We start from the raw sequence: 26,807 nt of genomic DNA on the forward strand, positions 1-26,807 counted from the left end.
TGTGGCTACTGTTACTCACGCGTCCTCGCATCGTCGTCGGGGTGCCCGGCGGTCTCTGCGCCGCCCTCGGTAGGTCATGGCTGGGGGTCGTCTTGGTCCGGCGGTCCGTTCCCGAGGACAAACGAGACCGTCAGGTGATTCCAAGAACAACTTTGGCAGACCTCGACGACGTACACCCGGAACTCGTCGTAATCCTGCGCCATCGCGGCCAGCTTCGCTGCCACCTTTGCCCGACCGGCATGACGGCCTAGGGCGTCTCCGTAGACATAGGTCACTTCGGTGACGTTCTCCACCTCGCATACCGGGCAGGGGCGGGTCGTCGGTTGTCCGAAGTGCTTGGCGGCACGGAGGAGGTACGGCTGTGCGTCGCACACCTCGCTGCGTGAGGCGCGCCCAGAGTTCAGCGAGCGGACCACGGCCCGCTTGGCGAGCGCATAGTCCACCACCCTTCTCTGCGACCACATGGGCGCCACATTACGTCTTTTTACCTAATGCCCCCAACCTCTTGGCAAAGACCTTAATTGCCGAGATGTAGCGACTCGACGTATCCTCAAGATGTATCGGCCCGATACATCGACGCGAGAGGAGGCGGTTCCCGTTGGCCACTGACCAGCGCAGGGTCCTGGAACTCGCCGTGCTCGGGTCGCTGCACGAGACTCCCCTACACGGCTACGAGCTGCGCAAACGGCTCAACGCCCTGCTCGGCATGTTCCGCGCCTTCTCCTACGGCTCGCTCTATCCGTGCCTCAAGACCCTTCTGGAGCGGGGTCTGATCGTGGAAGAGCACCCCCAGGCCGTCACTGGGCGATCGAAGATCGTCTACAAGCTGACCGCGGAGGGCAAGGAGCGGCTCCAGGAACTCCTCACACAGGCCGGACCGGCCGCGTGGGAGGACGAGAGCTTCGGCGTGCATTTCGCCTTCTTCCGCCACACAGAGGCGGAAGTACGGCTGCGCATCCTCGAGGGAAGGCGCAGCCGGTTGGAGGAACGGCTCGAGAACGTGCGTGCCGCGTTGGCGCGCACCCGTGAGCGTCTCGACAGCTACACGCTGGAGCTGCAGCGTCACGGTCTGGAATCGGTCGAACGCGAAGTGCGTTGGCTGAATGAGCTGATCGCCACAGAGAGACGGGCCTCGAACGAGGCATCTGATGAATAAAGGAGCGAGTGCGATGGGTTCGGTTCGCGTAGCCATTGTCGGTGTCGGCAACTGCGCGTCTTCGCTGGTGCAGGGCGTCCACTATTACAAGGACGCCGACCCGGCCACTCGTGTGCCGGGCCTCATGCACGTGAAGTTCGGCGAGTATCACGTCGGCGACGTCGAGTTCGTCGCCGCTTTCGACGTCGACGCCAAGAAGGTCGGTCGCGACCTGTCCGAGGCGATCGTCGCCAGTGAGAACAACACGATCAAGATCTGCGACGTGCCGCCGAGCGGCGTCATCGTCCAGCGCGGCCACACCTTCGACGGTCTCGGCGAGTTCTACCGCGAGATCATCCAGGAGTCCGACGAGGAGCCGGTCGACGTCGTCCGCATCCTTCGTGAAACGAAGGCCGACGTCCTCGTCTCGTACCTGCCGGTGGGCTCCGAGGAGGCGGACCGCTTCTACGCGCAGTGCGCGATCGACGCGAAGGTCGCGTTCGTCAACGCCCTGCCGGTCTTCATCGCCTCCGACCCCGAGTGGGCCGAGAAGTTCACCGAGGCCGGTGTGCCGATCGTCGGCGACGACATCAAGTCGCAGGTCGGCGCCACCATCACGCACCGCGTGATGGCCAAGCTGTTCGAGGACCGCGGTGTCGAGCTGCTGCGCACGTACCAGCTCAACTTCGGCGGCAACATGGACTTCATGAACATGCTGGAGCGCAGCCGCCTCCAGTCCAAGAAGATCTCCAAGACCCAGTCGGTCACGTCGCAGATCCCGCACGAGATGGGCAAGGCCGACGTGCACATCGGCCCGTCGGACCACGTGCCGTGGCTCGACGACCGCAAGTGGGCCTACGTGCGCCTGGAGGGCCGCTCCTTCGGCGACACCCCGCTGAACCTGGAGTACAAGCTCGAGGTCTGGGACTCGCCCAACTCGGCGGGCATCATCATCGACGCCGTGCGCGCCGCGAAGATCGCCATGGACCGCGGCATCGGCGGTCCGATCCTGAGCGCCTCCTCCTACTTCATGAAGTCGCCGCCGGAGCAGTACTCCGACGACCAGGCTCGTGAGTACGTCGAGAAGTTCATCCGCGGCGAGGTCGAGCGCTGACGCCATGATGAAACGGGCCCGGGACGAACCCGGGCCCTTTCTCATGTCACGACTCTCATGTCACGACTCTCACGTCACGGCCAGGTGCTCGCGGTGGTGCTTCGGGGCCAGCGCCTCGTCGACCAGGGCGATGGCGAAGTCCGCGTGGGAGATGCGCGCGGCCATGTCGCCGTACTCGCCGACGGTGTAGTGCCCGGTCCGCTCCCCCTCGGCGTCGAAGTCGCCGACCGGAGCGAGGTAGAGCCAGTCCAGCGCGTCGCCCTCGGCGCGCAGCACGTCGAGCCCGGAGGCGTGAGCCAGGCAGAAGGGCAGGAACTCCGCGGGGAAGCCCGGGGAGTCCATCAGCCTGACGCCGTCGGGGCCGGGCTTCACGACGGCCAGTCCCACGCTGACCAGGCGCGGCACCCCTGCCTCCGCCAGCCCGGTGAGCAGGGCCCTGGCGGCCGCAGGGAAGAAGGCGGCGGGGTCGGTGCCCTCGCCGTACACCGCGGCCGCGTTGATCACCGCGTCGTGGCCGGCGGCCACGGCGGCCACCGGCCGCGGGTCGCGGACGTCGGTCGCCTCGTCGTTCCCTGCCTCGGTCACCTCGTGCCCGCGCCGCCGCGCCTCGGCCACGGCCGCGCGGCCGACCCTGCCTCCGGCGCCGAAAACCACGATCCTGCTCATCTCAAGGAATACCTTCCGCCGAGTCGATGTCGATGCTCACGGAAGGTAGCCCGGAGGGCGGTTACCTCCTGGATACCGCGACGGAGGTCATGATGGGTGATCGCAGGCCGCTGTCTCCTGACCTGTTCGACGAGATCTGCCCGTCGGGGCTGCTGCCCTTCCGTTTCGGCGACAAGTGGGCGGCGCTGGTGATGACCTGCCTGGAGGACGGCCCGCGCCGCTTCTCCGAGTTGCGGGTGCCGCTCGGCAGGGTCACGCCGAAGGTGCTCACGCAGTCGCTGCGCGGCCTGGAGCGCGGCGGGTTCGTCGAGCGCGAGGCGGGAGAATACGCGCTCACCCCGCTCGGCCGCAGCCTGCTGGAGCCGCTCAGGGCGGCGTGCGCCTGGGCGGAGGAGCACTGGGACGAGCTGCTCGACGCCCGGGAGCGGGTCATCCCCTCGCAGCGGGAGGCAGGTCACGCTCCTCGGCCACCGGCCAGCTGAAAGGATCGGCGCCCAGCGCCTCGAGCTGCGGCACCTGCTCGTAGCACCACGGCGAGATGGCCAGCAGGTGGCTGCTCACGCCGTGGACGAACTCCTTCCACGGCATCCAGCGCACCTCCTCGACCTCTTCAGGGTTGGGGACCGGCGGGCGGTCGACGACCACGCGGTAGACCGGGCACAGCTCGTGTTCGACGACGCCGTTGCCCATGACCGCCCGGTAGGAGAAGCGCGGCAGGATCAGGTCGGCGCGCGTGACCGGCAGCCCCAGCTCGAAGGACAGCCGCCTGAGCACGGCCTGGCCGAGCGGCTCGTCGGGCAGCGGGTGGCCGCAGCAGCTGTTGGTCCAGATGCCCGGCCAGGTGACCTTGTGCAGGGCACGGCGGGAGAGCAGGACGTTGCCGTCCTGGTCGAAGACGTAACTCGAGAAGGCCAGATGCAGGGGGGTCTCGGCGGTGTGGACCACGGACTTCGGCGCGGTCCCGATCCGGTTGCCATGGTCGTCGACCAACACCACGTGTTCCACGCTCGTCACGCTACGAAAGCGTACGTGATCGTTTGCGGTGAGCGTGCCGCTTCGGCGAAGCCTGTGGATCGCCCGGCGACAGTAGTCTGGTCCCGTGTCTTTTGTCGCCGATCTCCGTGTGGTCCTGCGTGGCCGGGACTTCAGGCGACTGTTCGCCACCCGCCTGGTCTCGCAGTTCTCCGACGGCATCTTCCAGTTCAGCGTGCTCGGCTTCGCCTTCTTCAACCCCGAGAAGCACACCAGCGCGCTCGACGTCGCCTTCGGTTTCGCCGTCCTGTTCCTGCCGTACAGCATTCTGGGCCCGTTCGTCGGCGTCTTCATCGACCGATGGTCGCGCAGGCAGATCCTGGTCGTCGCGCCGCTCGTGCGCGGCACGCTCCTGCTGCTGACCGCGGGCATCCTGGTCGCCGGGCTGCCCGAGCCGGTCTTCTACGGCGCCGCCCTGTGCGTGCTGGGCGTCAACCGCTTCTTCATGGCGGCGCTGAGCGCGGCCCTGCCGCACGTGGTGCCCCACGACAGGCTGATGGCGGCCAACGCGGTCGTGCCGACCTCGGGCACGGTCATCACCTTCGGCGGCGTCGCGCTGGGCTACGTGATGCGGGAGATCCTCCACACCGACATCTCGCTCATGATGATCACCTCCGGGGCGATCTTCGCGCTGAGCGCCCTGGTCGCCAGGACCATGCAGCGCGACCTGCTGGGCCCCGACGACTCCCTCGACCGCCCCGACACCCGTCAGGCGCTCAGGGGCGTGGCCGTCGGGCTCAAGGAGGGCGTGCAGCACCTGCTCCACCACCGCGTGGCCGCGGCCACCGTCGGCGCGATGGCGCTGCACCGCTTCATGTTCGGCATGTCCACGGCGCTCGGCATCATCCTGTACCGCTACTACTTCACCGGCGGCGACGCCACCTCGGCGCTGCAGGGCATGAGCTTGGTCGTGGCCACCTCGGGCATCGGCTTCGCGCTCGCCGTGGTCATCACGCCGCTGGCCACCGAGCGCTTCACGCTGGAGCGCTGGGTGCCGTGGATGCTCGCCAGCGCGGGCATCGCCACCGCCGTGCTCGTGACGCCCTTCCAGGAGTGGGGCCTGCCCGTGGCCGGATTCTTCCTGGGCGTCGCCGGGCAGAGCGTGAAGATCTGCGCCGACACCGCCGTCCAGCGCGACGTCGCCGACATCTACCTCGGCCGGTCGTTCTCGATCTACGACATGCTCTTCAACGGCTCGTTCGTGCTCGCGGCCGCGCTGTCGGCGACGATCCTGCCCGACAACGGCAAGTCCTACGTGGCCCTGGCGATCATCGTGCTCGGCTACGTGTTCGGCGGGCTGGGTTACCGGATGCTCACGCGGAGGCTCGCACCATCGCCTCGACGACCGCTGAAAGGTCCTGTCGGCTGATGCCGTACGGCGGCATCGTGTAGATCAGCCTGCCGAACGGCCGGAGCCACACGCCGCACTCCATGGCGATCCGCTGGACCTTGGCGACGTCGACCGGCTCGGGCATCTCGATCACGCCGATCGCGCCCATGACCCGGCTGTCGCGTTCGGCCAGCCCCTCGCGCAGGATCTCCCCGATCCGGCGGACCTCCTCGCGCCACGGGCGCTCCTCCAGCAGGTCCAGCGAGGCGGTGGCGACCGCGGTGGCCAGCGGGTTGCCCATGTAGGTCGGCCCGTGCATGAGCACCCCGATCCGCGAGGCGACCTCCGCCGTGCACAGGGTCGCCGCCAGCGTCATGTAGCCGCCGGTCAGCGCCTTGCCCAGGCACATGATGTCGGGCCGGATCCCGGCGTGGTCGCAGCCGAACAGCTCGCCGGTGCGCCCGAAGCCGGTGGCGATCTCGTCGGCGATCAGCAGGACGCCCCTGGAGGCCGTCAGCTCGCGCAGGCGGCGCAGGACGCTCGGGTGGTAGAAGCGCATGCCGCCGGCGCCCTGGACGATCGGCTCCACGATGACCGCGGCCAGGTCGGGGGTGACGAGCCGGTCGAGCTCGTCGAGGTAGGCCTCGTCGTGCTCCGCGGGAGGCAGGCCGGCGAACACGTGCTGCGGCAGGGCGCCGCTGAACAGGTGGTGCATGCCGTTCACCGGGTCGCAGACGGCCATCGCGCCGAAGGTGTCGCCGTGGTAGCCGCCGCGCACGGTCATCAGGCGTGACCGGCCGGTGGCCTGCATGGCCATCTTGATCGCCACCTCGACCGAGACGGAGCCGGAGTCGGCCAGGAAGACCTTCTCCAGCCCTGTCATCTCGGCCAGGCGCCGCGCGAGCCGTACGGCCGGCTCATGGGTCAGGCCGCCGAACATGACGTGCGCCATGGAGTCGAGCTGGCTCCTGAGCGCCTGGTTGAGCCGCGGGTGGTTGTAGCCGTGGATCGCCGCCCACCACGACGACATGCCGTCGATCAGCTCCCGCCCGTCGGCGAGCGTCAGCCGTACGCCGTCGGCCCTGACCACCTGGTGCACGGGCGCGCCGGGGGCGGCGTACGGATGCCAGACGTGCTCGCGGTCGAGCGCCAGGATGTCCATGGCGAGTCAGCCTAGGGGGCGCCGTTCTCCTTGCCCCACTGCCGAAGCGCCTCCGTGGCCGCCTCCTTGCCGAGCACGCCCTGGTCGAGCCGCAGGTCGAGCAGGAACTTGTAGGCCTTGCCGACCAGCGGGCCCGGGCCGATGCCGAGGATCTGCTGGATCTCGTTGCCGTCGAGCTCCGGGCGGATCTTGGCCAGCTCCTCCTCGTCGGCCAGCCGGGCGATGCGCTCCTCGAGCTGGTCGTAGGTCCTCGACAACGCCGCGGCCTTGCGCTTGTTGCGGGTCGTGCAGTCGGCGCGGGTCAGCTTGTGCAGGCGGTCGAGCAGGTGGTCGGCGTCGCGCACGTAGCGGCGCACGGCGCTGTCGGTCCACTCCCCCGAGCCGTAGCCGTGGAAGCGCAGGTGCAGCTCCACCAGGCGGGAGACGTCGGCGACGACCTCCTTGGGGAAGCGCAGCTCCTGCATGCGCTTGCGGGTCAGCTGGGCGCCGACGACCTCGTGGTGGTGGAAGGACACGCGGCCGCCCGACTCGTTGCGCCGGGTCTTGGGCTTGCCCACGTCGTGCATGAGCGCCGCCCAGCGCAGGATGCGGTCGGGCCCCGCCTGCTCCTGGGCGATGGCCTGCTCCAGCACGATCAGGGTGTGCTCGTAGACGTCCTTGTGGCGGTGGTGCTCGTCGATCTCCAGCCGCAGCTTGGGCAGCTCGGGCAGGACATGGGCGGCCAGGCCCGTGTCGACCAGGAGCTTGAGGCCCTCGCGCGGGTGGGCGCCGCAGATCAGCTTGTCGAGCTCGTCGCGGATGCGCTCGGCCGAGACGATCTCGATGCGCTCGGCCATGGCGGTCATGGCCTCCTGCACCTCGTCGGCGACCGTGAAGCCGAGCTGGGAGGCGAAGCGGGCGGCGCGGAGCATGCGCAGCGGGTCGTCGTCGAACGACTGCTGGGGGGTGCCGGGGGTGCGCAGGACCTTGGCGGTCAGGTCGGAGACGCCGCCGTAGGGGTCGACGAACTCGTGGGTGGGCACGCGTACGGCCATGGCGTTGACGGCGAAGTCGCGGCGCTCCAGGTCGGCTTCGAGCGTGTCGCCGTACATGACCTCGGGCTTGCGCGACTTGGGGTCGTAGGACTCGCTGCGATAGGTGGTGATCTCCACCAGCCAGCCGCCCTTGCGCACGCCTACCGTGCCGAAGTCGATCCCGATGGTCCAGACGGAGTCGGCCCAGTCGCGGACGATCTCCAGAACGCGTTCTGGGTGCGCGTCGGTGGTGAAGTCGAGATCGTTGCCGATGCGGTTCAGCAGGATGTCGCGCACCGAGCCGCCGACGAGGGCGAGCTGGTGGCCACGGTCGGCGAACAGCTCGCCGAGTTCGTCGGCCACGGGGGCGATCCTGCGGAAGAGCTGGGTCAGGTTCGAGTCGGACAAGCTGGGTAGTCCTTCAGATCCGGAACATATCCCCCGAGCCACACCGGGTCCGGGTTACCGTCTGTGGAGAAGGGAGCGCATATGAAGGACGCCCTCGCGATCCACCGCTGGCTCCTGGCACACCTCGTCCACCATGAAATCGTACGCCTTCCGCGGCCTATGACGTGCGTGGACGAACTGCCCGAGTCGGTCCTGGCCGCACCGGACAGGTGCGTCGCGGTCACGGTGTTCGAGCTTTCCACCCGGATGGGGCGGGAGGCCGTCGCGGTGGTCTCGACCGTCGCCGCACCGCCGCAGCCAGGAATCGTCGGTGGACTCCTGGGCGCACGCAGAGTACGGCACGCGCCGGCGTTCGTGGTCAACGCGCTGACCGACTACGCCGACGGCCTGGTCTGCCCACTCCTGCTGCCCGATGAGCTGACACTCCTGATCGACGACAGGGTGCCCATCGACGACGGCCTCGTCTACACCGCGACCGGGGAACGATTCACCGCCCTGGCCCTGCGCTCCATCGACCTCCTGTCACTGCTGCCCGGCAAGTCGGTGGACCTGCGCCCGCCAAGAGCCAGGGTCGCGCTGCCTCGTTGAGCCCGTACCATTGCGGGCGTGCGCCGTACACCTGCCCGGGCAGACACGTGATACGAAAGCTCACGCTGCTCGCCCTCTCCCTCGCCGCGCTGATGACGACGACAGTCGTCGTAGCGCCACCGGGCGCTGCCGCGAGGGCGGAGACCAAGCTGTGGGTCAAGGCCTTCACGCCCGACGTGCCGACCTCGCCCACGACGCCGATCACGATCTCCGGCACGCTCACCAACCGGGGCACGACACCGCTGCAGGGCACGCAGATCAGGCTGCGCACCTCCAACCAGCGCTTCACCGGCCGGGCCGAGCTCGAGAGCTACCAGAGCGGGCAGCTCGTCTCCCGTGACGTCGCCTGGACCGCCGGATCAGTGACGCTGTCGGCTCCCGTCGAGCCGGGCGCGACCGTCTCCTGGCAGACCCAGATCACCCCGGCGCAGCTGACCCTCTCGCAGTTCGGCGTCTACCCCCTGTCGATCCAGGCCTTCGACTCGTGGTCGGGAACCGAGATCGACATCTGGCGCAGCTTCCTGACCTACGCCCCGGCCAACGCACCCAAACTGCCCAAGACCAAGCTCGCGTTCGCGCTGCCGATCATCGACGAACCACACCGCTCCGACAAGACGACCTTCACCGACGACGAGCTGCGCACCTCGATCACCGACAAGGGCAGGCTCGGACGGCTGCTGAAGCTCGCCCAGACCGCGCCCAAGACCGCCACCTGGTTCGTCGAGCCGGGCATCCTCGACGACGTGCAGTCGATGGCCGACACCTACAGCGTGCTGGTGAAGGGCAACCCCGAGAGCAAGGCGGGCGCGCCGGAGGCCACCGCCTGGCTCAACTCCCTGAGCGCGGCGCTGGCCGGCGTGCCCGTGGTCGCCGTGCCGTACTCCGACCCCGACCTCGTCGCCCTGGCCCACAACGGCCTCGACAAGCAGACCGGGGTCGCCATCGAGACCGGAGCCGCCTCGGCGGCGTCGCTGCTGAAGCGTTCCGACATCAGCACCACCGCCAACTGGCCGGCCGCCGGACTGCTCGACGCCGACGCCCTCGACGTGCTGTCGATCGCCAAGGTCGACACGGTCCTGCTCAGCCCCGAGAACCTGCCCGCCTCGCAGCAGCTGCTGACCACACCCGACGCCGCCGCGACGCTCGACACGGTCGGCGGCAGCGTCACCGCGCTCGTCCCCGACCCGGTGCTGAGCCACACGCTCGAGCCCGACACCGCGGTCGCGGGTTCCACGCTGGCCGCCAAGCACCGGTTCATCGCCGAGACCGCCATCATCGCCTCCGAGACGCCCGCCACCGCCAAGTCGCTGGTCGTGGCCCCCACGCGCCGCTGGGACCCCAACGCCGCGCACGTGACCGCGCTGATGAAGGCCGCCTCGTCGCTGCCGTGGCTGGCGATGTCCCCGCTCGACTCCATCGAGCCGGTGCGCAACTCGCCCCCGCGCGGCCCGCTCACCTACACCGACGCCAACGCCTCGACCGAGCTCGGCAAGGCCTACCTCGACCAGGTCAAGCAGGTCGCCCACGACGCCCAGCTGACCGCGCAGGTCACCACCTCGCTCAAGTTCTCCGGGTTCGAGACCTCGATCCTGCGGCTGACCTCGGCGGGCTGGCGAAAGCGGCTGCGCGCCGCCGAGTCCGCTCGCAAGACCGTCGCCAAGGGCGTGGCCGGCAAGCTCGACGACGTCCTGGTCCCGAGCGTCGACCGCCCTCGCGCGCTGGCCGGCAACAATGGATGGGTTCCGATCAGCGTCACCAACGGCACGCCCAACGACATCGCGCTGAGACTCGTGGTGACCGCCGACAAGACCGACGAGCTGAGCATCGGCGACTACCCCGACGAGCTGAACATCGGGGCAGGGCAGAGCGGCACCATCCAGGTGCCCATGGAGGTCAAGACCGCCGCCGACACCACGGTCAGCGTGCAGCTCCAGACCCGCGACGGGCTGGCGTACGGCTCGCCGTACAAACTCACCATCAGGACCACGGGATACACCGGCATCGCGCTCGTCATCGTGGGCGCCGCCCTGGTGGTCATGCTGGCGGCGGTCGTCATGCGGGTGCTGCGCCGCAGGTCCCAGAAACGCGTCGAGAAGGCGGGCCGGTCCAGGGAGGCCGAGCGAGTATGAGCCGAGTCCTGCGCGCGAGCGCGATCATGGCCGCGGGCACGCTGGTGTCGCGGGTCACCGGGTTCGTCCGGACGATGGTGCTCGCCGCCGCGATCGGCACGGCCACGCTGGGCGACGCCTACAACGCCGCCTACGCCATCCCCTACGCGATCCTCGACCTGCTGCTGCTCGGCGTGCTGAGCAGCGTCGTGGTGCCGATGGTGGTCAAGGCGCAGCGCGAAGACGCCGACGGCGGGCGCGCCTACGAACAGCGGTTGCTGACGCTGACGACCGTGGCGCTCATCATCGTCGCCGCGCTGGCCGTGTGGGCCGCCCCGCTGCTCATCGACCTGTACACCGACTGGCGTCCCGGCCAGGACAACTACGAGTGGGCGGTCACGCTGGCCAGGTTCATCCTGCCGCAGCTGGCCTTCTTCGGCGTCGGCGCGGTGGCCGGGGCGATCCTCAACACCCGCGACCGCTTCGCCGCCCCGATGTGGGCGCCCGTGCTCAACAACATCGTCGTCATCGGCGCCTTCCTCGTCTACATGGTCGCCGGGCGCGGCACCTCGACGAACGCGCTGGCGATCCTCGGCGTCGGCACCACCCTCGGCATCGTGGCGCAGGCCCTGGTGCTGATCGTCGCGCTCAAGCGGGCGGGCTTCTCGTTCAGGCCCAGGCTCGGCCTGCGCGGCGCCCGCCTCGGCGAGATGGGCAGGGCCGGCGTCTGGACCATCGGCTACGTGGTCGTCACGCAGCTCGGGTTCGTGCTCATCACCAACCTCGCCAGCGCCGCCGGCGACATCGTCGCGGGCCACGGCATCACGCCCTACACCCTGGCGTTCCAGCTCTTCCAGCTGCCCTACGGCGTGATCGGCGTCTCGGTGATCACCGCGATGCTGCCGCGCATGAGCCGCTCGGTCGGCGAAGGGCGGTTCGACGAGGTCCGCGCGGAGTTCGGCTCGGGCGTACGGCTGATCGCCTCCGTCATGGTGCCGGTCTCGCTCATGCTGATGGTGCTCGGCCCGGCGATCACCGTGCCTCTCTACGCGCGCGGCGAGACCTCGATCGACGACGCCGTCTACATCGGGCAGGTGCTGCAGGTCTACGGCCTGGCGCTGGTGCCGTTCGCGGTGTTCCAGCTGCTGCTGCGCGTCTTCTACGCCTTCGGCGACACGCGTACCCCCGTCTACGTCGGCGCCGGCACCACCGCGGTGTTCGCCGGGCTGATGCTGGTGGCCAACGCCCTCGTGCCGCCCGCCTACGTCGTCATGGGCCTGGCCTTCGCCTACGCCGTCTCCTACGCGGTCGGCGCAGGCGTGGCGTGGATGCTCGCCTCGCGCAGGGTGCGCGGCCTGGGAGGCTGGACCATCGGCGGCGCGCTGACCAAGATGTACATCGCGGCGTTGCCCACGGCTGTGCTCGGACTGGCGACCGTGTGGGCGTCGCAGCAGTTGTTCGGATCGCTCACCGTCCTCAACTCGCTGATCATCCTGGCGGTCGGCGGAGGCCTGGGAGGCCTGCTGTATCTGACGGTCGCGCACAGGATGCGCATCCCGGAGGTCAACTCGATCGTTGGAATGGTCGCCGGACGGGTAGGCCGGTAAAGAGCGCGGCGCGGCACTACCATGGTGACCGACGCGCGGCGAATGGAAGCAGGAGCGTGGGCGGATTCAGCACGGTGATCGCGGCATGAGCACGGCAGTCCAGCCAGGGACGAGACTCGCCGAGCGCTTCCGCCTGGAAGATCGCGTCACCGAGTCCGACGGCGCCACCCTGTGGAAGGCCATCGACGAGATCCTGGCCCGTCCCGTCGCCGTCCTCACCTTCTCCCCTGGTTTCGAGCGCGTGACCGAGGTCGTCACCGCCGCGCGTGCCGCCTCCCGCCTCACCGACCCCCGGATCACGCAGGTCTTCGACGCCGCCCACGACGACGGCCTCGCGTACGTCGTCAGCGAGTGGGTCACCGGCGAGTCGCTGGCCGACCTGCTGGCCGCGGGCCCGCTCGATCCCGAGCGCGCCGCCGGCCTGGTCGCCGAGGCGTCCGAGGCGCTGGCCCACGCCCATGAGAAGGGCCTGCACCACCTGTGCCTGCGGCCCAGCCATCTGGTGTGGACCACCGGCAACACCGTCAAGGTGCTGGGCGTGGCCGTCGACGCCTCCCTGGCCGGGCTGACCACTGACAATCCCGCGCTCGACGACGCCGAAGGGCTGGGCCGGCTGCTGTACGCCGGGCTGACCGGTCACTGGCCCGGCGACGAGGAGGAGGGCGGGCTGCCCGCCGCCCCGATGATCGACGGGCACTTCTGCACGCCCCGCCAGGTCACCGCCGGCGTGCCCGGCTACCTCGACACGATCACCTCGCGCGCCTGCCTGCCCGAGTCGCGCCGCGGGCAGTCGTCGCTGACCAGCCCCGCCGAGATGGCCGAGGCGCTGTCCGACGTGCCGCGCCCGGTCCCGCTCGCGCTCTCCTACTCCTCGCCGCCGCCGAGCGTGTCCGCCTCTCCGTCCGAAGGGCTGGAGGAGAAGGCTCCGCCGACGTGGACCCCGCCGCCCAGGCCGCCGAGCAAGGTCAACCGGATCCTGATGACCCTCGTGGTCCTGCTGGTGATCGTCGCGGTCGGCTTCGGCGCCTGGACCATCGGCCGCAACCTCGGCACCCAGAGCAGTCCGTCGGCGGGCAACAGCACCGGTTCGTCCGACCCGGCGTCGCAACCCTCGGCGGCGCAGAACGTCGCGCTCAAGCCGGCGGGCGCCGACGGCTTCGACCCGCTCGGCGACGACCGCTCCGAACACCCCGAGATGGCCGCGCAGGCCATCGACGGCAAGCCCAACACCTTCTGGCAGACGACCTACTACAACAGCGCGGAGCTGGGACGCCTGAAGGACGGCGTGGGCCTGCTCATCGACATGGGCAAGCAGGTTCAGGTCAGCCAGGTCGTGGCCACGCTGGCCGAGACCCCCGGATCCACCGTGGAGCTGAGGGTGGGCAACTCGCCCTCGCTCGACGCGTTGAAGCCGGTCGCGACCCAGAAGGACGTGTCAGGAAAGGTGACGTTCACCCCGTCGTCGCCCGCAAGTGGCCAGTACGTTTTGATCTGGTTTACGCGGCTTCCGGCAGAAGAGGGACGTTTTCGTGGCACCATCTATGACGTAGTGGTCCACTCTCCCGGATCGGCCTGATCAGGAACCCTCACAGTGAACTCCCCACCCGAGACACCTTCGAGCGCGGCGACGGACGCCGCGCTGCTGACGGCGCACATCAACGGGGATGCTCACGCCTTCAGCGAGATCGTCAAGCGTCACCGTGACCGCATGTGGGCCGTGGCGCTCCGCACCCTGGGCGACCCCGACGAAGCCGCCGATGCCGTACAGGACGCTTTCGTCTCCGCCTACCGCAAGGCGGCGAGCTTCCGCGGCGAGGCCGCAGTCACCACCTGGCTGCACCGGATCGTCGTCAACGCCTGCCTCGACCGCATGCGCCGCAAGTCGGTGCGTCCGGTGGCCGACGACGAGCTCATCGAGGCCACAGAACGCGACAACCCGCTGCCCGACCAGACGGTCGAGCGCGAGGTGTCGATGGAGGTTTCGGCCGCTCTGAAACTTCTGCCGCCCGACCAGCGTGCCGCGCTCGTGCTCGTCGACATGATGGGCTATTCCGTCGAAGACGCAGCTCACGTGCTGGATGTGCCCAGCGGCACGGTCAAGAGCCGGTGCGCGCGGGGGCGCGCGAAACTTGCCCCAATTCTTTCGCATCTGCGGAACCGATCGGAGCTGAGTAACGTCTCATCCGCGAAGGGAGCAGAACTTCGTGACGGGTGATACGCACTACGATCTGGAGATCCTGGCCGAGCTGGCCGAGGATCTTCTGGACGCTGCCACTGCCCTGCGGGTGCGCGAGCACCTCGCGGTTTGCGACCCCTGCGGGGAGCGACTGGCGGATCTGGCGGCGGTTCGTGAGGTGCTGGCGGCGACACCGTCGGTTTCCATGCCGATCGGGGTCGCGAAGCGCATCGACATGGCTCTGGCAGCGGAGCGAGCCCCAGTGGGCCTGCTCGACGTGGAGTTGCTCGACCCACCTCCCCAGCTGGGAGTGGTGTCGGACGACGGCACGATCGTGCCCGCGCGCCCATCCCGGCGCCGCGCACGCAGGTGGATCCTGCCCGCCTCCGCGGCGGCGGCCGCAGCGGCGGTCATCGGCAGCGTCGCGCTGTCGAGCCTGGCCACCGGCGGCGGCAGCAACGTCGCGGCGACCCCCCTGATCGCCACGGGAGAGCCGACCACCCCGGCCGCGCTCGCCTACTCCCTGACCGAGAGCAACTGGAACTACAGCAACGCCGACCTCCAGCGGAACCTGTACGGCTCGCTGGGCCCCGCTCCGGCCGCCGTGGGCGCCACCGAGCGGGCCGAGGCGGCGCGCTGCGTGAGCACGGTCCTCAAGCGCACGGGGCACCAGCCCTTCGCCATCGACCGCGCCTTCTACAACGGCAGCGAAGCGCTGATCATGGCCTCCTGGAAGGACCAGGTCCTCGGCAGGGTCTACGTCGACGTCGTCGACCAGACCAGTTGCAAGGCGCTCAGAAAGACCAGCATCGCCACCTGGTGAACCAAGTTTCCCCACGTGAGAGCCCGGCCTTGTCGGGCTCTTTCGTTTTGTGGGCAGGGTGGGAATCTCCGACGCCTAGGATCTGTTGATGCGACTGGCTGAAGGGGAAGAACAATGAGCGAAGTCCGCAACGTGATCATCATCGGCTCGGGACCGGCGGGTTACACCGCAGCGGTCTACTCGGCGCGCGCCGAGCTCAAGCCGCTGGTCTTCGAGGGCTCTGTGACCGCCGGTGGCGCTCTGATGAACACCACCGACGTGGAGAACTTCCCCGGATTCCCCGATGGCATCATGGGGCCCGACCTCATGGACAACCTGCGCAAGCAGGCCGTGCGCTTCGGCGCGGAGCTGGTCACCGACGACGTGGTCGAAGTCGACCTCGACGCGACTCCCAAGGTCGTCAAGACCGACTCCGGCGTCTTCTACGCCCACTCGGTCATCCTGGCGATGGGCTCCGGATACCGCGAGCTGGGCGTGCCCAACGAGAAGCGCCTCTCGGGACACGGCGTGTCCTGGTGCGCCACCTGCGACGGCTTCTTCTTCCGCGGCAAGGACATCGTGGTCGTGGGCGGCGGCGACACCGCGATGGAGGAGGCCACCTTCCTCACCCGCTTCGCCGCGTCCGTGACCGTGATCCACCGCCGCGACACCCTGCGCGCCTCCAAGATCATGCAGGAACGCGCCTTCGCGAACGAGAAGATCCGCTTCGTGTGGGACAGCGAGGTCGTCGACGTCCTGGGCGAGACCAAGGTCAGCGCCGTGCAGGTGCGCAACCTCAAGACCGGCGAGCTGACGGAGATCCCCGCCGAGGGGCTCTTCATCGCGATCGGCCACGACCCGCGTACCGAGCTCGTCAAGGGGCAGATCACCCTCGACGACGAGGGGTACATCAAGGTCGAGTCCCCCTCGACCCGGACCAACATCTCCGGCGTGTTCGCCGCCGGCGACGTCGTGGACCACACCTACCGCCAGGCCATCACCGCAGCGGGCACCGGATGCGCGGCGTCACTCGACTCCGAGCGCTGGCTTGCCGAGAACCTTTAGTTAGAAGGAGCACATCGTGAAGGCAGTAACCGACGCAACCTTCGAGGCAGAGGTCCTCAAGAGCGACAAGCCCGTGCTGGTCGACTTCTGGGCCGAGTGGTGCGGGCCGTGCCGCCAGGTCTCGCCGATCCTCGAGGAGATCGCCAAGGAGCACGGCGACAAGCTGGAGATCGTCAAGCTGAACATCGACGAGAACCCCGAGGTTCCTCGGAACTACGGCGTGCTCCAGATTCCGACGATGAACGTCTACAAGGGCGGCGAGGTCGTGAAGCAGATCATCGGCGCCAAGCCGAAGGCCATGCTGCTTCGGGAGCTCGAGGGCATCATCTAGGACCTTCTGGGTCTTCTTGAACCTTCGCCGGGGCCTCTCGCGCATTGTGCGCGGGGGGCCTTTTCGTTGGCGGGTCGGGGCTCTGAGATCGTCTTAGACGGGTCGGAGTGCCCGATCCGGGGTCATGGAGCCCAGGAGCCGCTCCAGGGCCACCTCGACGTCCTCACGCCACGACGCGGCCGTCTTGAGCTCCAGCCGCAGCCGCGGGAAGCGCATGTGCGGCCTCACCGTCTTGAACCCCACCGACAACAGGTACTCCGCCGGCACCACGCACCCCGGCGACTCCCACTTCAGGTCGCCGAACGCCTCGATGGCCTTGACCCCACGCCGGGTCAGATCCTTGGCCACTCCCTGGATCAGCATGCGCCCCAGCCCCCCGCCGGAGAACTCGGGGATGATGTGCGCCGTCATCAGCAACACCGCGTCAGCACTCACCGGCGAGGTCGGGAACGCCACCGACCGGGGCGAGTAGAGCGGCGGCGCGTAGAGCACGAAGCCCGCGGGCACCCCGTCGACGAAGGCGATCTTGCCGCAGCTCCCCCACTCCAGCAGCGTCGCCGACAGCCAGGCCTCTTTCTCCAGCCCCGGGTCGCCGTCGCCGATGGCCCGATCACCACTCACGGGGTCGAGCTCCCAGAAGACGCACTGCCTGCACTTCCGCGGCAGGTCGCCGAGATTGTCGAGAGTGATGTTGGCCAGCCGACGCGACAACTACGCTCCCCATCGTGAACGTGGCGGTGACGGAAATCGAGCGGAATCCCGCTGGCATCGTAGCCCAGAGGCCCGACCGATGGAGTTGCACGGACACGCCTGTCGTACCCTGGACTCTCGGCTCTTTCTACGCCTAGGAGGTGGACCGTGACACAAGAGACGGATCACGGTCGGACGCCCGTGACCCAAGGGTCGCGCATCGATGCCTATGTGGATCGCTACGCGGCGCGAGCTACCGGGATGGTCGCCTCCGAGATCCGAGCTCTCTTCGCCGTCGCATCGAGGCCCGAGGTGGTCTCGCTCGCCGGCGGCATGCCGTACGTCACGGCCCTCCCCCTCGACATGGTGGGCGAACTCGTCTCCGACCTGGTCAGGCAGCGTGGTCCCGTCGCGCTGCAGTACGGCTCGGGCCAGGGTGATCCGCATCTGCGGGAGCAGATCTGCGACTTCATGACGCTGGAGGGGATCGAGGCAGGGGCGGACGACGTCGTCGTCACGGTCGGTTCGCAGCAGGCCCTCGACCTGATCACCCGGATCTTCATCGATCCCGGTGACGTGGTGTTGTGCGAGGGGCCCTCCTACGTGGGCGCACTCGGTACATTCTCCGCATACCAGGCCAAAGTGGTCCATATCGCTATGGACGAGCACGGTCTCGTGCCCGAGTCCCTGGCACAGACCATCTACGCCCTGCAGACCGCCGGGCAGCGCATCAAGTTCCTCTACACCATCCCGACCTTCCAGAACCCCGCCGGCGTGACGCTCAACGTCGCCCGGCGTCAGCAGGTGCTCGACATCTGCGCCAAGGCCGGGGTCCTCATCGTCGAAGACAACCCGTACGGGCTGCTCGGCTTCGACGGCGAGCCCATGCGCGCCCTGCGCGCCGACAACCCCGACGGGGTCGTGTACCTGGGGTCCTTCTCCAAGACGCTCGCACCCGGTTTCCGGGTGGGCTGGGCGCTGGCCCCGCACGCCATCCGCGACAAGCTCGTACTGGCGATGGAGTCGGCGGTGCTGTCCCACTCGTCGTTCACCCAGCTGGCCGTCGGCCAGTACCTCGCCACGCAGCCGTGGCAGGAGCAGATCAAGTCGTTCCGCGAGCTGTACAGGGAACGTCGCGACGCGCTGCTCAGCTCGCTCGACTTCCTCATGCCGCCCGGCGTCACATGGACACGGCCCGGCGGCGGGTTCTTCGTGTGGGCGACGCTTCCCGAAGGTCTCGACTCCAAGGCGATCCTGCCCCGGGCCGTGGCCGAGCGGGTGGCGTTCGTGCCCGGGACCGGGTTCTACGCGGACGGGGGCGGGGCGCGGAACATGCGGCTGTCGTACTGCTTCCCGGAGCCCGACCGGATCCGGGAGGGTGTGCGGAGGCTCGCCGGGGTGATCGAGCAGGAGATGCAGCTGCGAGACACCTTCGGGACCGGCTCGGCGCCCGACCATCCTGGGGTGGACACGCCTGGGCCTGACTTGGCTTAGCGATCGGTTCGTTCGTTTCTGGTACGGCAGGCGGGACCTGGGGTCTCGCCTGCCGTTTCCTTTTGGCCGATCCCGCCTCTTCGCCGTGCTGCCGTCCTCCCCTCCCCCCAGCCACCTGCTCCGCCACCTCTCTCCACCGCCTCCTCTCCCCCCGTCACCCACCCCACCCGTCACCCACCTCCGCCACTCACTCCGCCCGCCGCCAAATCCTCGGCCAATCTCCAGCCAGCACCAAAGCCGAAGCAGGAGCGGGAGCGGGAGCGGGCACTCGAGCAGAAGCCGATGCCACGCCGATGCCACATCCACCACCGCCCGCCGGTACGGTTGTACGGCGGTCTGAGCGGGTGAGGAAGGCGTTGAGATGAGCGATCTGGGCCACGTGCTGGTGCTGGCCGGTGGACTGTCCTACGAGCGAGAGGTCTCGCTCCGTTCGGGACGGCGGGTCAGCGAGGTGCTCCGCTCCGCGGGCGTCGACGTGGAAACCCGCGACACCGACGCGTCCCTGGTCCCCTCCGTCCTGGCCGACCCCCCGGACGCCGTCTTCGTCACCCTCCACGGCGGCGCGGGCGAGGACGGCGCGATCCGCTCCATCCTCGAACTCCTCCACGTCCCCTACGTGGGCGCCGGCCCCGACACCTGCCGCGTGGCCTTCGACAAGCCCTCCGCCAAGGCGGTCGTCCGCTCCGTCGGCCTGCTCACCCCCGACTCGGTGACCCTCCCCAAGGAAACCTTCCACGACCTCGGAGCCTCAGCCGTCCTGACGCGGATCGTCGAGCACCTCGGCCTCCCCCTCTTCGTCAAGCCCGCCCGCGGCGGCTCCGCCCTCGGCGCTTCGGCCGTGCGCACCGCAGAGGAGCTCCCCGCCGCCATGGTCGGCTGCTTCGCTTACGGCGACACCGCCCTCATCGAGCGCTACATCGAGGGCGTCGAGGTCTCGGTCTCCGTCATCGACCTGGGCGACGGCCCCGTCGCTCTCCCGGCCGTGGAGATCGTCCCCGACGAGGGCGTCTACGACTACGCCGCCCGCTACACAGCCGGCCACACCGAGTTCTTCGCCCCCGCCCGCCTGTCCGCGGAGGCAGCAGCGGCATGCGCCGAGATGGCAGTCACGGCCCACACCGCCCTCGGCCTCCGCGACCTCTCCCGCACCGACCTCATCGTCGACGCCTCGGGCCGCCCCCACTTCCTCGAAGTCAACGTCGCCCCCGGCATGACGGAGACCTCCCTACTCCCCATGGCAGTGGAAGCGGCCGGCCAAGACCTCGGCACCCTCTGCCGCGGCCTCCTCGAAATCGCCGCCGCCCGCACCACCTAACATCTCCCGGCCTCGCACCGGATTCCCGTCATCGCGCGAGGCTGCCGTCATCGCGCGAGGCTGCCGTCATCGCGCGAGGCTGCCGTCATCGCGCGAGGCTGCCGTCTTCGCGCCGGGCTCTCGTCTTCGCCCTCCTTCTGCCTACGCAGCACCAAGCTGCGTAGGCAGCCGCACAAAGCGGGCCATCAGCCTGCGAGCCGCCCGCTCGCTCGCTCCTGACCCCGTCGGCCAGGACTCACCATCCCGCCAGCACCGCATACCCCGCCAGTCCGCCTCCCCGTGGCTCACCCCCACGCACCGGCGTGCACGCGACGACGACCGTGACCACGCGACCACGACCACGACCACGACCACGACCACGACCACGCGACCACGACCACGACGGCGACCGCGACCGCGACCGCGACCGCGTGACGGTAACCCACGTGACGGTAACCACGGCCACGTGACGACGACCGCGATTCGAGAGCCGTGCCCCCCAGCCCGTCGCGCCTTCCTCAGGCCTCCGTGCGCCCAGGTTCCCCGCAATTTCGGCGGGTGTCCGGCGACGCCCAACGCCCGCTGCGGCCACCATCGCCAACCAGCACCCGACGTAATGTTGGCCCTGTGCTGATCGATTCACCCTTCCCAAAGAGTTTCGCCAGCGACAACCACGCCGGCGTTCATCCCACCATCCTTGCGGCCATCGCAGCTGCCAACCACGGCGACGCCCCGGCGTACGGGGGTGACGACTGGACGGCGCTCTTCGAAGAGCGAGTCCACGTAGAGTTCGGTCCCGCCGCCCAAGGCTTCGCCGTGCTCAACGGTGCCGGGGCAAACATGGTCGGCCTGGCCCTCATGCTGGGCCGCTATGACGCCATTATCTGCTCATCGAGCGCCCATATCGCCACGCACGAGGCGGGCGCGGCCGAGCGGCTGTTGGGCGTGAAGCTCATCACTGTCCCTACACCAGATGGCAAGCTCCTCCCGCAAGACATCACCAGTCGTCTGGGAGGCGTGGGTAACCCGCATGAGTCTCAGCCGAAGGTCGTGTCCATCTCTGAGGTGACCGAACTCGGCACCGTCTACACACCAGAGGAGATCGCCGCCCTGTCCGAGGCTGCCCATGGCGCCGGGTTGTTCCTTCACGTCGACGGCGCCCGGCTGGCCAATGCTGCGGCTCATCTAGGCACGGATCTTCGGAGCATCACCACCGATGTGGGTGTGGATGTGTTCAGCTTCGGCGGCACCAAGAACGGCGCGCTGGCCGCCGAAGCTGTCATCGTGCTCTCCCCCGAGCTGGCCTCTGGGACACCCTTCCTTCGTCGGCAGTCGCTGCAGCTGGCTTCCAAGATGCGGTACATCTCCGCTCAGCTCACCGCCCTGCTCACTGATGAGCTGTGGCGTCAGAACGCCGGACACGCGAACTCGATGTCGTTGCGCCTGGCGGACGGCCTTCGGGACGTCCCGGAGGTTGGGCTTGCGTTTCCTGTGCAGTCGAATGCCGTCTTCGCCACGCTGCCCGCGGCGGCGGTGTCGGTTCTTCAGTCGCGGTACCGCTTCCACTACTGGGACGAGGGGGCGAACCTCGTCCGCTGGATGACGGCGTTCGACTCGACGCCGGATCAGGTCGACGAATTCCTGGACGACATCCGCAAAGTGGTCGGCGCCTAGGCCTGTCGTTGTCTGCGGGTGGGCGTGTTTCACGTGAAACGCGTCCCCGGAGACGGGCGTCGCTCGGCGTGGGGTCGGCTCCCCCGTACGGAGGCGGGGAGATGTTTCACGTGAAACGGCGCCCGCAGATCCACGGGTGCCGGGGGTAGCCAAGTACATGGGCTGGAGGCGGGCCCGCATCGGCGTGACTGGTCGATGCCTCTAAGCGTGGAGGCATCCATCCTTCGCAACTTGCCCACGGCCCGCCGGGGCGCTCAACGTCGCCGTCAGCTCCCAAACGGGGCTCTCCCCGGGCCGATGTTTCACGTGAAACACGCCCTCCCTCGACGCCATGTAAACGTAGAAGGGGTCCGTGTTTCACGTGAAACACGGACCCCTTCTACCGTCCGAGAAGACCCTGTGGCGTCTAGTCAGCTCTCAGCGTCCCGCATCGCGCGGACGGCCTCAGGAGCCATGGTGCCGATGATCCGCTCAAGGTCGTCGATCGTCGCGAACTCCACCACGATCCGTCCCTTGCGTCGGCCCAGGTCCACCTTCACCTTAGTCTCGAAGTGATCCGACAACCGGTTCGCCAGATGCGTGAGGCCGGGGGCGGTCGGACGGTTCGTAGGGCGCTTGCTGGCCGACTTGGGGGCGGCGGCGCTGCTGCCCATGGCGACGATCTCCTCGACCGCCCGCACCGAAAGCAGCTCAGCGACGATGCGGTTGGCGAGCAGGATCTGCTGCTCGGCACTCTCCAAGCCCAGCAGCGCTCGGGCGTGGCCGGCGCTGATGGTGCCGGCCGCGACGCGGAGCTGAACTTCGGGCGGGAGGTTGAGGAGGCGGAGAGTGTTGGTGATGTGCGACCGGGAACGGCCGACCTTCTGGGCGAGCTGCTCGTGGGTGGCACTGAAGTCATCGAGGAGCTGCTGATAGGCCGCTGCCTCTTCGAGGGGGTTCAGCTGTTCGCGCTGAAGGTTCTCGATGAGGGCGTCGCGCAGGAGGTCGGTGTCTTGGGTGTTCCGGACGATGGTGGGGATGAGCTCAAGCCCGGCCAGCTGGCTGGCTCGCCAGCGCCTCTCCCCCATGATGAGCTCGTAACGGCCACCGCCGATCGAGCGCACCACCACGGGCTGCAGCAAGCCGACTTCGCGAATGGAGGCTGCGAGCTCCTCCAGGCGGTCCTCGTCAAAGACGTCACGCGGCTGCCGGGGGTTGGGGGCGATCGCGGTTACGGGGACTTCCTTGAAGTACGCCCCGATGATCGGCTTGGGACCGCCGTTCGCTTCTTCGGGAGCGGACGGTGAGCCGGGTGCTGACCCTGCCCCCGTTGCCACCGCGCCTGTTCCGTCAACGATCGGCCCGGTCGGGATGAGCGCCCCGAGTCCCTTGCCCAACCCTCGCCGCTGCTGACTCACTGCGTCTCCTCATTCCCCCGGCAAATTTCCGGTCACATCAGGAGAGGTTACCGTCGCACACGCAACGGAGTACCCGCTCGCCGCACACGGTTCTATCTGATTTCAGGACGCCGCCGTTTGAGGGCTGGGAATGCCTGTGGATAACTCGGCTCGTTATCCACAGGAAGGTCGTTTAACCCGTGCTCAGAGGTGGTGTGCAAAGTTCCACAGGAGCGATTCTCCGAGAGGTCGGCTCCGATCCGTCGAAGGGGATTTTGAGAGAGGGACTCCTGTGAAACCGCCTCTACGCGGCCTCTCCCCCGCCCTTTCGCTTGACTTGGTGTCTTGGTGGCCTGGCTACTTGCTCTCTGCGGCTGGCCCCACTCGCCACGTCCGCCGCGCGTGGCTTAGGAGACGCCCAGACGCCTCATGCGCCACTTTGAGGTGATAAGCCAACTTAGGTGATCCACTCGCGCCTCGGGGGCTGTGTGCTCGCTCTGAGGCTGGACCGAGCGGGTCGCCCGTCCCGTGCGGGCGCGCGGACATGCGAACGCGCGCCCGGCTGAGCGGGTCGCCTGTTGCGCGCGGACGTGCGAACGCGCGGACGTGCCGGTGGCACAGGTTGCGCGATGCCGGGCGTGCGCAGTCGCCGGTCCCCGGTCGCGGAAGCAGGTTGTGCGAAGGCTGCGGCACAGAAGTCGGTTGCCGGAAACAGCACGCAGAAGGCCGTGCGCGGAGGCCGCGTGTCAAAGGAGGACCGCAAGCCGCGGGTTGGGAGCCGGAGATCACGACCTTTGCCCCGAGTCGCGAATGCCGGTGGGCAAGGCGCGCGCATGGGCCAACTCTCAGCGTCCGGGCGCTGGGTGCCGCAAGGTGTCGTGGCGCGGGGCCAGCCAGATTGGACGCGGCGCCGAGCAGGTTGGGGGGTGGGCCGGCGCTGGGCAGTGGGGTAGGCGCGGGGGGTCGAATGGACCGAGGCGGGGGGTTAGCCGAACCGAGGCGGCGGGGGTTGGATGGACCGGAGCGGGGTTAGGTGGACCGAGGCGGCGGGGGTTAGACCGAAGCGGCGCGGTAGGCGATTTCGCGGGCGGCGTCCATGTAGGCGGTGGCGCCGCTGGAGCCCGGGTCGTAGGTCATGACCGACTGGCCGTAGCTGGGGGCCTCCGAGACGCGGACGCTTCTGGGGATCACGGTGTCGAGCACGGTGTCGCGGAAGTGGACGCGGACCTCGTCGGCGACCTGGGACGCCAGGCGGGTGCGCCCGTCGTACATGGTCAGCAGGATCGTCGACACCTGGAGGTTGGCGTTGAGGTGGGCCTTGATCAGGTCGATGTTGTGGAGGAGCTGGCTGAGGCCTTCCAGGGCGTAGTACTCGCACTGGATGGGGATCAGCACCTCCTCCGCCGCCACGAGGGAGTTGACCGTCAGCAGTCCCAGCGAGGGCGGGCAGTCGATGATGATGTAGTCGAGCTCCACCGAATCGAACGACGCCAAGGCGCGGCGGAGGCGGGCCTCGCGGGCGACCAAGGAGACGAGTTCGATCTCGGCGCCGGCCAGGTTGATGGTCGCGGGGGCGCAGTAGAGACCGGGCATGTCGGGCACTTCGCGCACGATCTCCGACATCGGCAGGTCGTCGACGAGGACCTGGTAGATGTCAGGGACGTCACCGCGGTGCTCCGTGGCAAGCGCGGTGGAGGCGTTGCCCTGGGGGTCAAGGTCGATGACGAGCACACGCTGGCCGTGCATCGACAAGGCGGCGGCAAGGTTGACGGAGGTCGTCGTCTTGCCGACGCCGCCTTTCTGGTTCGCCACGGCGATCACACGGGTCTTAGGCGGGCGTGGCCAGTGACCCTCCTGCCCGGAGGGGGAGTTGCCCGCCAAGGGGGCGGTCTGGGTCATGGATGTTTCACGTGAAACCACTGAACTGAGCGCCTCTCGTACCAGCGGCGAATCACCGGGATTAAGGGGGGTCTGGGTCACGATGGCCATCCTTTCAACAGGAGGCGGGGTACTGCCGGTAAATCCACCCCGCGACACGCCCAATTCCGGCCAACCTACACCGGAAGGGCTTTGTGTGACGGGTTCACCCGGCCAGCCCAGGCCTGAGGATGCGCCTGGCACAACCGTTACCTCCTTCGACGGCGCCGACCGCCACCGTCTGGGGGAGTCTGGCGTCCGGCTACCACCCGAACCAACGTTGCGGGCGGCTCGACCTTACCGTGCCCGACCGAGATGAGTTCAGCCGATTGGGCTCCAGCGGCACGCAATTCGGAATCGGACTCGGCAAGCTCCTCGGCAGCGCGCTCCCCCTTCATGGCAATGAGCTCGCCTCCTTCGCGAAGGAGAGGCATGGACCAGGTCAGGAGGCGGCCAAGGGGGGCGACGGCGCGAGCGGTGGCGACGTCGAAGACGCGCTTGCCCTTGAGCTCCTCGGCGCGGCCACGCAGCACCTCCACGTTGTCGAGGCCGAGGGTGGCGGCGCACTCCTCGAGGAAGACGGTGCGGCGGAGCAGGGGTTCGAGGAGGGTGACGGTGATGTCGGGGCGCACGATGGCGAGGACCAGGCCGGGGAGGCCGGCGCCGGAACCGATGTCGACGACTCGGACGGGGCTGGCGGACGGGGCGGCGCTGCCAGAGGTGGGGCCGCCAGAGGTGGGGCCTCCGGGGAAGGGGCCTTCAGAGGAGAGACCTGGGCCGGCGGCGACATCGAGGCCGGGGCTGGTGCCGGGGGCGATGTCCAGGGGGCCCGGCTTGCCGAGGGTGGAATCGTGGCGGCCCTGCTCGGAGGCCGTGTCCAGGGGGCCCGGCTTGTCGGGGATGGCTTCGGCGATGACGGCGCAGTTGAGCAGGTGGCGGTCCCAGATGCGCGGCACCTCGCGCGGTCCCAGCAAGCCGCGGACCACGCCGGGTCCGGCGAGCAACTGTGCGTAGGCCTCAGCACGAGCCCAGGCATCGCCGGTGAAGACCTCGCGCGCGATCGGCGGTGGGGCCGGCAGTTCGTCGCTCACAGCTGATGGACCTTCCTCATCTGCATTGTCGTCCCAAGACTAGGGGGTCGTGGGCCCTCTCGTTCCCGGCTGGGTGGGGTGTCCGGGTTTGGGGTGTCGTGTGGGTCAACGAATGACCGGCCGTGGAGATGGGTGACGGCCTCTCCCCCGCTGTGCCGTACGGCAAGAGCACGAGAAACAAGAAAACCGCCGATATCCACGAGGGATACCGGCGGCGCGCGAGCGAACGTCAGGCAGGCATGACCACTACGAAGCGGTTCGGCTCCTCGCCCTCGGACTCGCTGCGGAGTCCGGCGGCGGCGACAGCATCGTGGACGATCTTGCGCTCGAACGGCGTCATCGGCTGGAGCGACCGGGGCTCGCCGAGCTTGGCGACCTGGGCGGCGATGTCGGAGCCCAGCCTCGACAGCTCGGCCCGGCGCTTCTCGCGGTAGCCGGAGATGTCGAGCATCAGCCGCGACCGCTCCCCCGTCTGCCGGTGCACGGCCAGGCGAGTGAGCTCCTGGATTGCTTCGAGGATCTCACCGGCCGGTCCCACCAGGTCGTGTCCCTTGACGCCGACGATCGACACCATCGCGCGGTCGCCCTCGACATCCATGTCGATGTCGCCATCGATGTCGGCGATGTCAAGCAGCCCCTCGACGTAGTCGGCCGCGATCTCACCCTCCTGTTCGAGGGCGTTGACATCGGGCTTAACCTGCTCGGCCTCGGTCACTACAGGCCTCCCCTTCATG

General features: G+C 68.7%; 25 protein-coding genes and 2 pseudogenes. 15 read left to right on the plus strand and 12 right to left on the minus strand.

Annotation, left to right across the window (positions count from 1 at the left end):
• Nucleotides 1–74 precede the first annotated feature (74 nt).
• Nucleotides 75–464 (minus strand): DUF5318 family protein, encoded by a 390-nt coding sequence (locus ACIBH1_RS41605; RefSeq protein WP_397319596.1) that lies wholly within the window; start codon nucleotides 462–464, stop codon nucleotides 75–77.
• Nucleotides 465–598: 134 nt separating this feature from the next.
• Between ACIBH1_RS41605 and ACIBH1_RS41610 the strand changes: the two genes are divergently transcribed.
• Both ACIBH1_RS41610 and ACIBH1_RS41615 read left to right on the plus strand, forming a co-directional pair.
• Nucleotides 599–1,156 carry a PadR family transcriptional regulator gene (locus tag ACIBH1_RS41610; protein ID WP_181610604.1) on the plus strand — a complete coding sequence of 186 codons (558 nt, stop codon included), beginning with the start codon at nucleotides 599–601 and terminating at the stop codon, nucleotides 1,154–1,156.
• A 13-nt stretch (nucleotides 1,157–1,169) separates the two neighbouring features.
• The gene (locus ACIBH1_RS41615; protein ID WP_397319598.1) at nucleotides 1,170–2,249 is read left to right on the plus strand and encodes an inositol-3-phosphate synthase; all 1,080 of its coding nucleotides are present in this window, start codon (nucleotides 1,170–1,172) and stop codon (nucleotides 2,247–2,249) included.
• Nucleotides 2,250–2,318: 69 nt separating this feature from the next.
• Here ACIBH1_RS41615 and ACIBH1_RS41620 read toward each other — a convergent pair whose 3' ends face one another.
• Nucleotides 2,319–2,915 carry an NAD(P)-dependent oxidoreductase gene (locus ACIBH1_RS41620; protein ID WP_397319599.1) on the minus strand — a complete coding sequence of 199 codons (597 nt, stop codon included), beginning with the start codon at nucleotides 2,913–2,915 and terminating at the stop codon, nucleotides 2,319–2,321.
• Between the two features lie 92 nt (nucleotides 2,916–3,007).
• On the opposite strand from ACIBH1_RS41620, the gene ACIBH1_RS41625 reads away from it, so the two are divergent.
• The gene (locus ACIBH1_RS41625; RefSeq protein WP_397319600.1) at nucleotides 3,008–3,397 is read left to right on the plus strand and encodes a winged helix-turn-helix transcriptional regulator; all 390 of its coding nucleotides are present in this window, start codon (nucleotides 3,008–3,010) and stop codon (nucleotides 3,395–3,397) included.
• Here ACIBH1_RS41625 and idi read toward each other — a convergent pair.
• On the minus strand, nucleotides 3,345–3,929 hold the full coding sequence (gene idi, locus ACIBH1_RS41630) for an isopentenyl-diphosphate Delta-isomerase (protein ID WP_397319601.1): 585 nt from the start codon (nucleotides 3,927–3,929) through the stop codon (nucleotides 3,345–3,347). The two genes, ACIBH1_RS41625 and idi, sit on opposite strands and share 53 nt — an antisense overlap.
• A gap of 85 nt (nucleotides 3,930–4,014) precedes the next feature.
• Between idi and ACIBH1_RS41635 the strand changes: the two genes are divergently transcribed.
• Nucleotides 4,015–5,316 (plus strand): MFS transporter, encoded by a 1,302-nt coding sequence (locus tag ACIBH1_RS41635; protein ID WP_397319602.1) that lies wholly within the window; start codon nucleotides 4,015–4,017, stop codon nucleotides 5,314–5,316.
• Here ACIBH1_RS41635 and ACIBH1_RS41640 read toward each other — a convergent pair.
• Nucleotides 5,261–6,439, minus strand: coding sequence for an adenosylmethionine--8-amino-7-oxononanoate transaminase (locus ACIBH1_RS41640; protein ID WP_397319603.1), 1,179 nt, complete (start codon nucleotides 6,437–6,439; stop codon nucleotides 5,261–5,263). The two genes, ACIBH1_RS41635 and ACIBH1_RS41640, sit on opposite strands and share 56 nt — an antisense overlap.
• An 11-nt stretch (nucleotides 6,440–6,450) precedes the next feature.
• A complete protein-coding gene (locus tag ACIBH1_RS41645; protein WP_397319604.1) occupies nucleotides 6,451–7,860 on the minus strand; it encodes a CCA tRNA nucleotidyltransferase in 1,410 nt (469 codons plus the stop codon).
• 159 nt (nucleotides 7,861–8,019) lie between these two features.
• Here ACIBH1_RS41645 and ACIBH1_RS41650 point away from each other — a divergent pair, with 159 nt between their 5' ends.
• From ACIBH1_RS41650 to trxA, 8 genes are all read left to right on the plus strand, one after another.
• Entirely contained in the window at nucleotides 8,020–8,448 is a 429-nt protein-coding gene (locus tag ACIBH1_RS41650; RefSeq protein ID WP_397319746.1) for a hypothetical protein, read from the plus strand.
• A 47-nt stretch (nucleotides 8,449–8,495) separates the two neighbouring features.
• Nucleotides 8,496–10,577 (plus strand): DUF6049 family protein, encoded by a 2,082-nt coding sequence (locus ACIBH1_RS41655; RefSeq protein WP_397319605.1) that lies wholly within the window; start codon nucleotides 8,496–8,498, stop codon nucleotides 10,575–10,577.
• Entirely contained in the window at nucleotides 10,574–12,163 is a 1,590-nt protein-coding gene (murJ, locus tag ACIBH1_RS41660; protein WP_397319606.1) for a murein biosynthesis integral membrane protein MurJ, read from the plus strand. Before ACIBH1_RS41655 ends, murJ begins: the two co-directional genes overlap by 4 nt.
• Nucleotides 12,164–12,248: 85 nt before the next feature.
• On the plus strand, nucleotides 12,249–13,739 hold the full coding sequence (locus ACIBH1_RS41665; protein WP_397319607.1) for a protein kinase family protein: 1,491 nt from the start codon (nucleotides 12,249–12,251) through the stop codon (nucleotides 13,737–13,739).
• A 15-nt stretch (nucleotides 13,740–13,754) separates the two neighbouring features.
• Nucleotides 13,755–14,378 (plus strand): RNA polymerase sigma factor SigM, encoded by a 624-nt coding sequence (gene sigM / locus ACIBH1_RS41670; protein WP_397319609.1) that lies wholly within the window; start codon nucleotides 13,755–13,757, stop codon nucleotides 14,376–14,378.
• Nucleotides 14,368–15,162, plus strand: coding sequence for an anti-sigma factor family protein (locus ACIBH1_RS41675; RefSeq protein ID WP_397319610.1), 795 nt, complete (start codon nucleotides 14,368–14,370; stop codon nucleotides 15,160–15,162). The genes sigM and ACIBH1_RS41675 overlap by 11 nt, the downstream gene beginning before the upstream one ends.
• A 114-nt stretch (nucleotides 15,163–15,276) precedes the next feature.
• Nucleotides 15,277–16,206 (plus strand): thioredoxin-disulfide reductase, encoded by a 930-nt coding sequence (gene trxB, locus ACIBH1_RS41680; protein WP_397319611.1) that lies wholly within the window; start codon nucleotides 15,277–15,279, stop codon nucleotides 16,204–16,206.
• Nucleotides 16,207–16,222: 16 nt separating this feature from the next.
• A complete protein-coding gene (trxA, locus tag ACIBH1_RS41685; RefSeq protein WP_397319612.1) occupies nucleotides 16,223–16,537 on the plus strand; it encodes a thioredoxin in 315 nt (104 codons plus the stop codon).
• Between the two features lie 93 nt (nucleotides 16,538–16,630).
• Here the strand turns inward: trxA and ACIBH1_RS41690 are convergent, their stop codons facing one another.
• Nucleotides 16,631–17,248 carry a GNAT family N-acetyltransferase gene (locus ACIBH1_RS41690; protein ID WP_181610589.1) on the minus strand — a complete coding sequence of 206 codons (618 nt, stop codon included), beginning with the start codon at nucleotides 17,246–17,248 and terminating at the stop codon, nucleotides 16,631–16,633.
• Nucleotides 17,249–17,488: 240 nt separating this feature from the next.
• Between ACIBH1_RS41690 and ACIBH1_RS41695 the strand changes: the two genes are divergently transcribed.
• The gene (locus ACIBH1_RS41695) at nucleotides 17,489–18,721 is read left to right on the plus strand and encodes a PLP-dependent aminotransferase family protein (RefSeq protein WP_397319747.1); all 1,233 of its coding nucleotides are present in this window, start codon (nucleotides 17,489–17,491) and stop codon (nucleotides 18,719–18,721) included.
• A 361-nt stretch (nucleotides 18,722–19,082) separates the two neighbouring features.
• Nucleotides 19,083–20,036, plus strand: coding sequence for a D-alanine--D-alanine ligase (locus ACIBH1_RS41700; RefSeq protein ID WP_397319614.1), 954 nt, complete (start codon nucleotides 19,083–19,085; stop codon nucleotides 20,034–20,036).
• A gap of 284 nt (nucleotides 20,037–20,320) precedes the next feature.
• On the opposite strand, the gene ACIBH1_RS41705 is transcribed toward ACIBH1_RS41700, so the two are convergent.
• Entirely contained in the window at nucleotides 20,321–20,461 is a 141-nt protein-coding gene (locus tag ACIBH1_RS41705; RefSeq protein WP_397319615.1) for a hypothetical protein, read from the minus strand.
• 181 nt (nucleotides 20,462–20,642) lie between these two features.
• On the opposite strand from ACIBH1_RS41705, the gene ACIBH1_RS41710 reads away from it, so the two are divergent.
• Nucleotides 20,643–21,689 carry a threonine aldolase family protein gene (locus ACIBH1_RS41710; protein ID WP_397319617.1) on the plus strand — a complete coding sequence of 349 codons (1,047 nt, stop codon included), beginning with the start codon at nucleotides 20,643–20,645 and terminating at the stop codon, nucleotides 21,687–21,689.
• 410 nt (nucleotides 21,690–22,099) lie between these two features.
• Here ACIBH1_RS41710 and ACIBH1_RS41715 read toward each other — a convergent pair whose 3' ends face one another.
• The 5 genes and pseudogenes from ACIBH1_RS41715 to ACIBH1_RS41735 form a co-directional block, all read right to left on the minus strand.
• Nucleotides 22,100–23,086, minus strand: coding sequence for a ParB/RepB/Spo0J family partition protein (locus ACIBH1_RS41715; protein ID WP_397319618.1), 987 nt, complete (start codon nucleotides 23,084–23,086; stop codon nucleotides 22,100–22,102).
• A gap of 1,032 nt (nucleotides 23,087–24,118) precedes the next feature.
• Entirely contained in the window at nucleotides 24,119–24,964 is an 846-nt protein-coding gene (locus ACIBH1_RS41720) for a ParA family protein (protein WP_397319619.1), read from the minus strand.
• Nucleotides 24,965–25,191: 227 nt separating this feature from the next.
• Nucleotides 25,192–25,659, minus strand: a pseudogene (gene rsmG / locus ACIBH1_RS41725) (16S rRNA (guanine(527)-N(7))-methyltransferase RsmG); the annotation flags it as partial.
• Between the two features lie 111 nt (nucleotides 25,660–25,770).
• A pseudogene (locus ACIBH1_RS41730) lies at nucleotides 25,771–26,073 on the minus strand (RsmG family class I SAM-dependent methyltransferase); the annotation flags it as partial.
• Between the two features lie 229 nt (nucleotides 26,074–26,302).
• Nucleotides 26,303–26,806: a protein jag gene (locus ACIBH1_RS41735; RefSeq protein ID WP_397319620.1), complete on the minus strand. Its 504-nt coding sequence runs from the start codon at nucleotides 26,804–26,806 to the stop codon at nucleotides 26,303–26,305.
• Nucleotide 26,807 lies beyond the last annotated feature (1 nt).

This window comes from Nonomuraea sp. NPDC050663 (assembly GCF_044456985.1).
GTDB lineage: Bacteria > Actinomycetota > Actinomycetes > Streptosporangiales > Streptosporangiaceae > Nonomuraea.

Bases quoted from the DNA above. Each gene is read 5' to 3' on its own strand.
- ACIBH1_RS41605 (WP_397319596.1), bottom strand. From the start codon at position 464: ATGTGGTCGCAGAGAAGGGTGGTGGACTATGCGCTCGCCAAGCGGGCC.
- ACIBH1_RS41615 (WP_397319598.1), top strand. From the start codon at position 1,170: ATGGGTTCGGTTCGCGTAGCCATTGTCGGTGTCGGCAACTGCGCGTCT.
- ACIBH1_RS41620 (WP_397319599.1), bottom strand. From the start codon at position 2,915: ATGAGCAGGATCGTGGTTTTCGGCGCCGGAGGCAGGGTCGGCCGCGCG.
- ACIBH1_RS41625 (WP_397319600.1), top strand. From the start codon at position 3,008: ATGGGTGATCGCAGGCCGCTGTCTCCTGACCTGTTCGACGAGATCTGC.
- ACIBH1_RS41640 (WP_397319603.1), bottom strand. From the start codon at position 6,439: ATGGACATCCTGGCGCTCGACCGCGAGCACGTCTGGCATCCGTACGCC.
- ACIBH1_RS41650 (WP_397319746.1), top strand. From the start codon at position 8,020: ATGACGTGCGTGGACGAACTGCCCGAGTCGGTCCTGGCCGCACCGGAC.
- murJ (WP_397319606.1), top strand. From the start codon at position 10,574: ATGAGCCGAGTCCTGCGCGCGAGCGCGATCATGGCCGCGGGCACGCTG.
- ACIBH1_RS41665 (WP_397319607.1), top strand. From the start codon at position 12,249: ATGAGCACGGCAGTCCAGCCAGGGACGAGACTCGCCGAGCGCTTCCGC.
- trxB (WP_397319611.1), top strand. From the start codon at position 15,277: ATGAGCGAAGTCCGCAACGTGATCATCATCGGCTCGGGACCGGCGGGT.
- ACIBH1_RS41695 (WP_397319747.1), top strand. From the start codon at position 17,489: ATGGTCGCCTCCGAGATCCGAGCTCTCTTCGCCGTCGCATCGAGGCCC.
- ACIBH1_RS41700 (WP_397319614.1), top strand. From the start codon at position 19,083: ATGAGCGATCTGGGCCACGTGCTGGTGCTGGCCGGTGGACTGTCCTAC.
- ACIBH1_RS41720 (WP_397319619.1), bottom strand. From the start codon at position 24,964: ATGACCCAGACCGCCCCCTTGGCGGGCAACTCCCCCTCCGGGCAGGAG.
- ACIBH1_RS41735 (WP_397319620.1), bottom strand. From the start codon at position 26,806: ATGAAGGGGAGGCCTGTAGTGACCGAGGCCGAGCAGGTTAAGCCCGAT.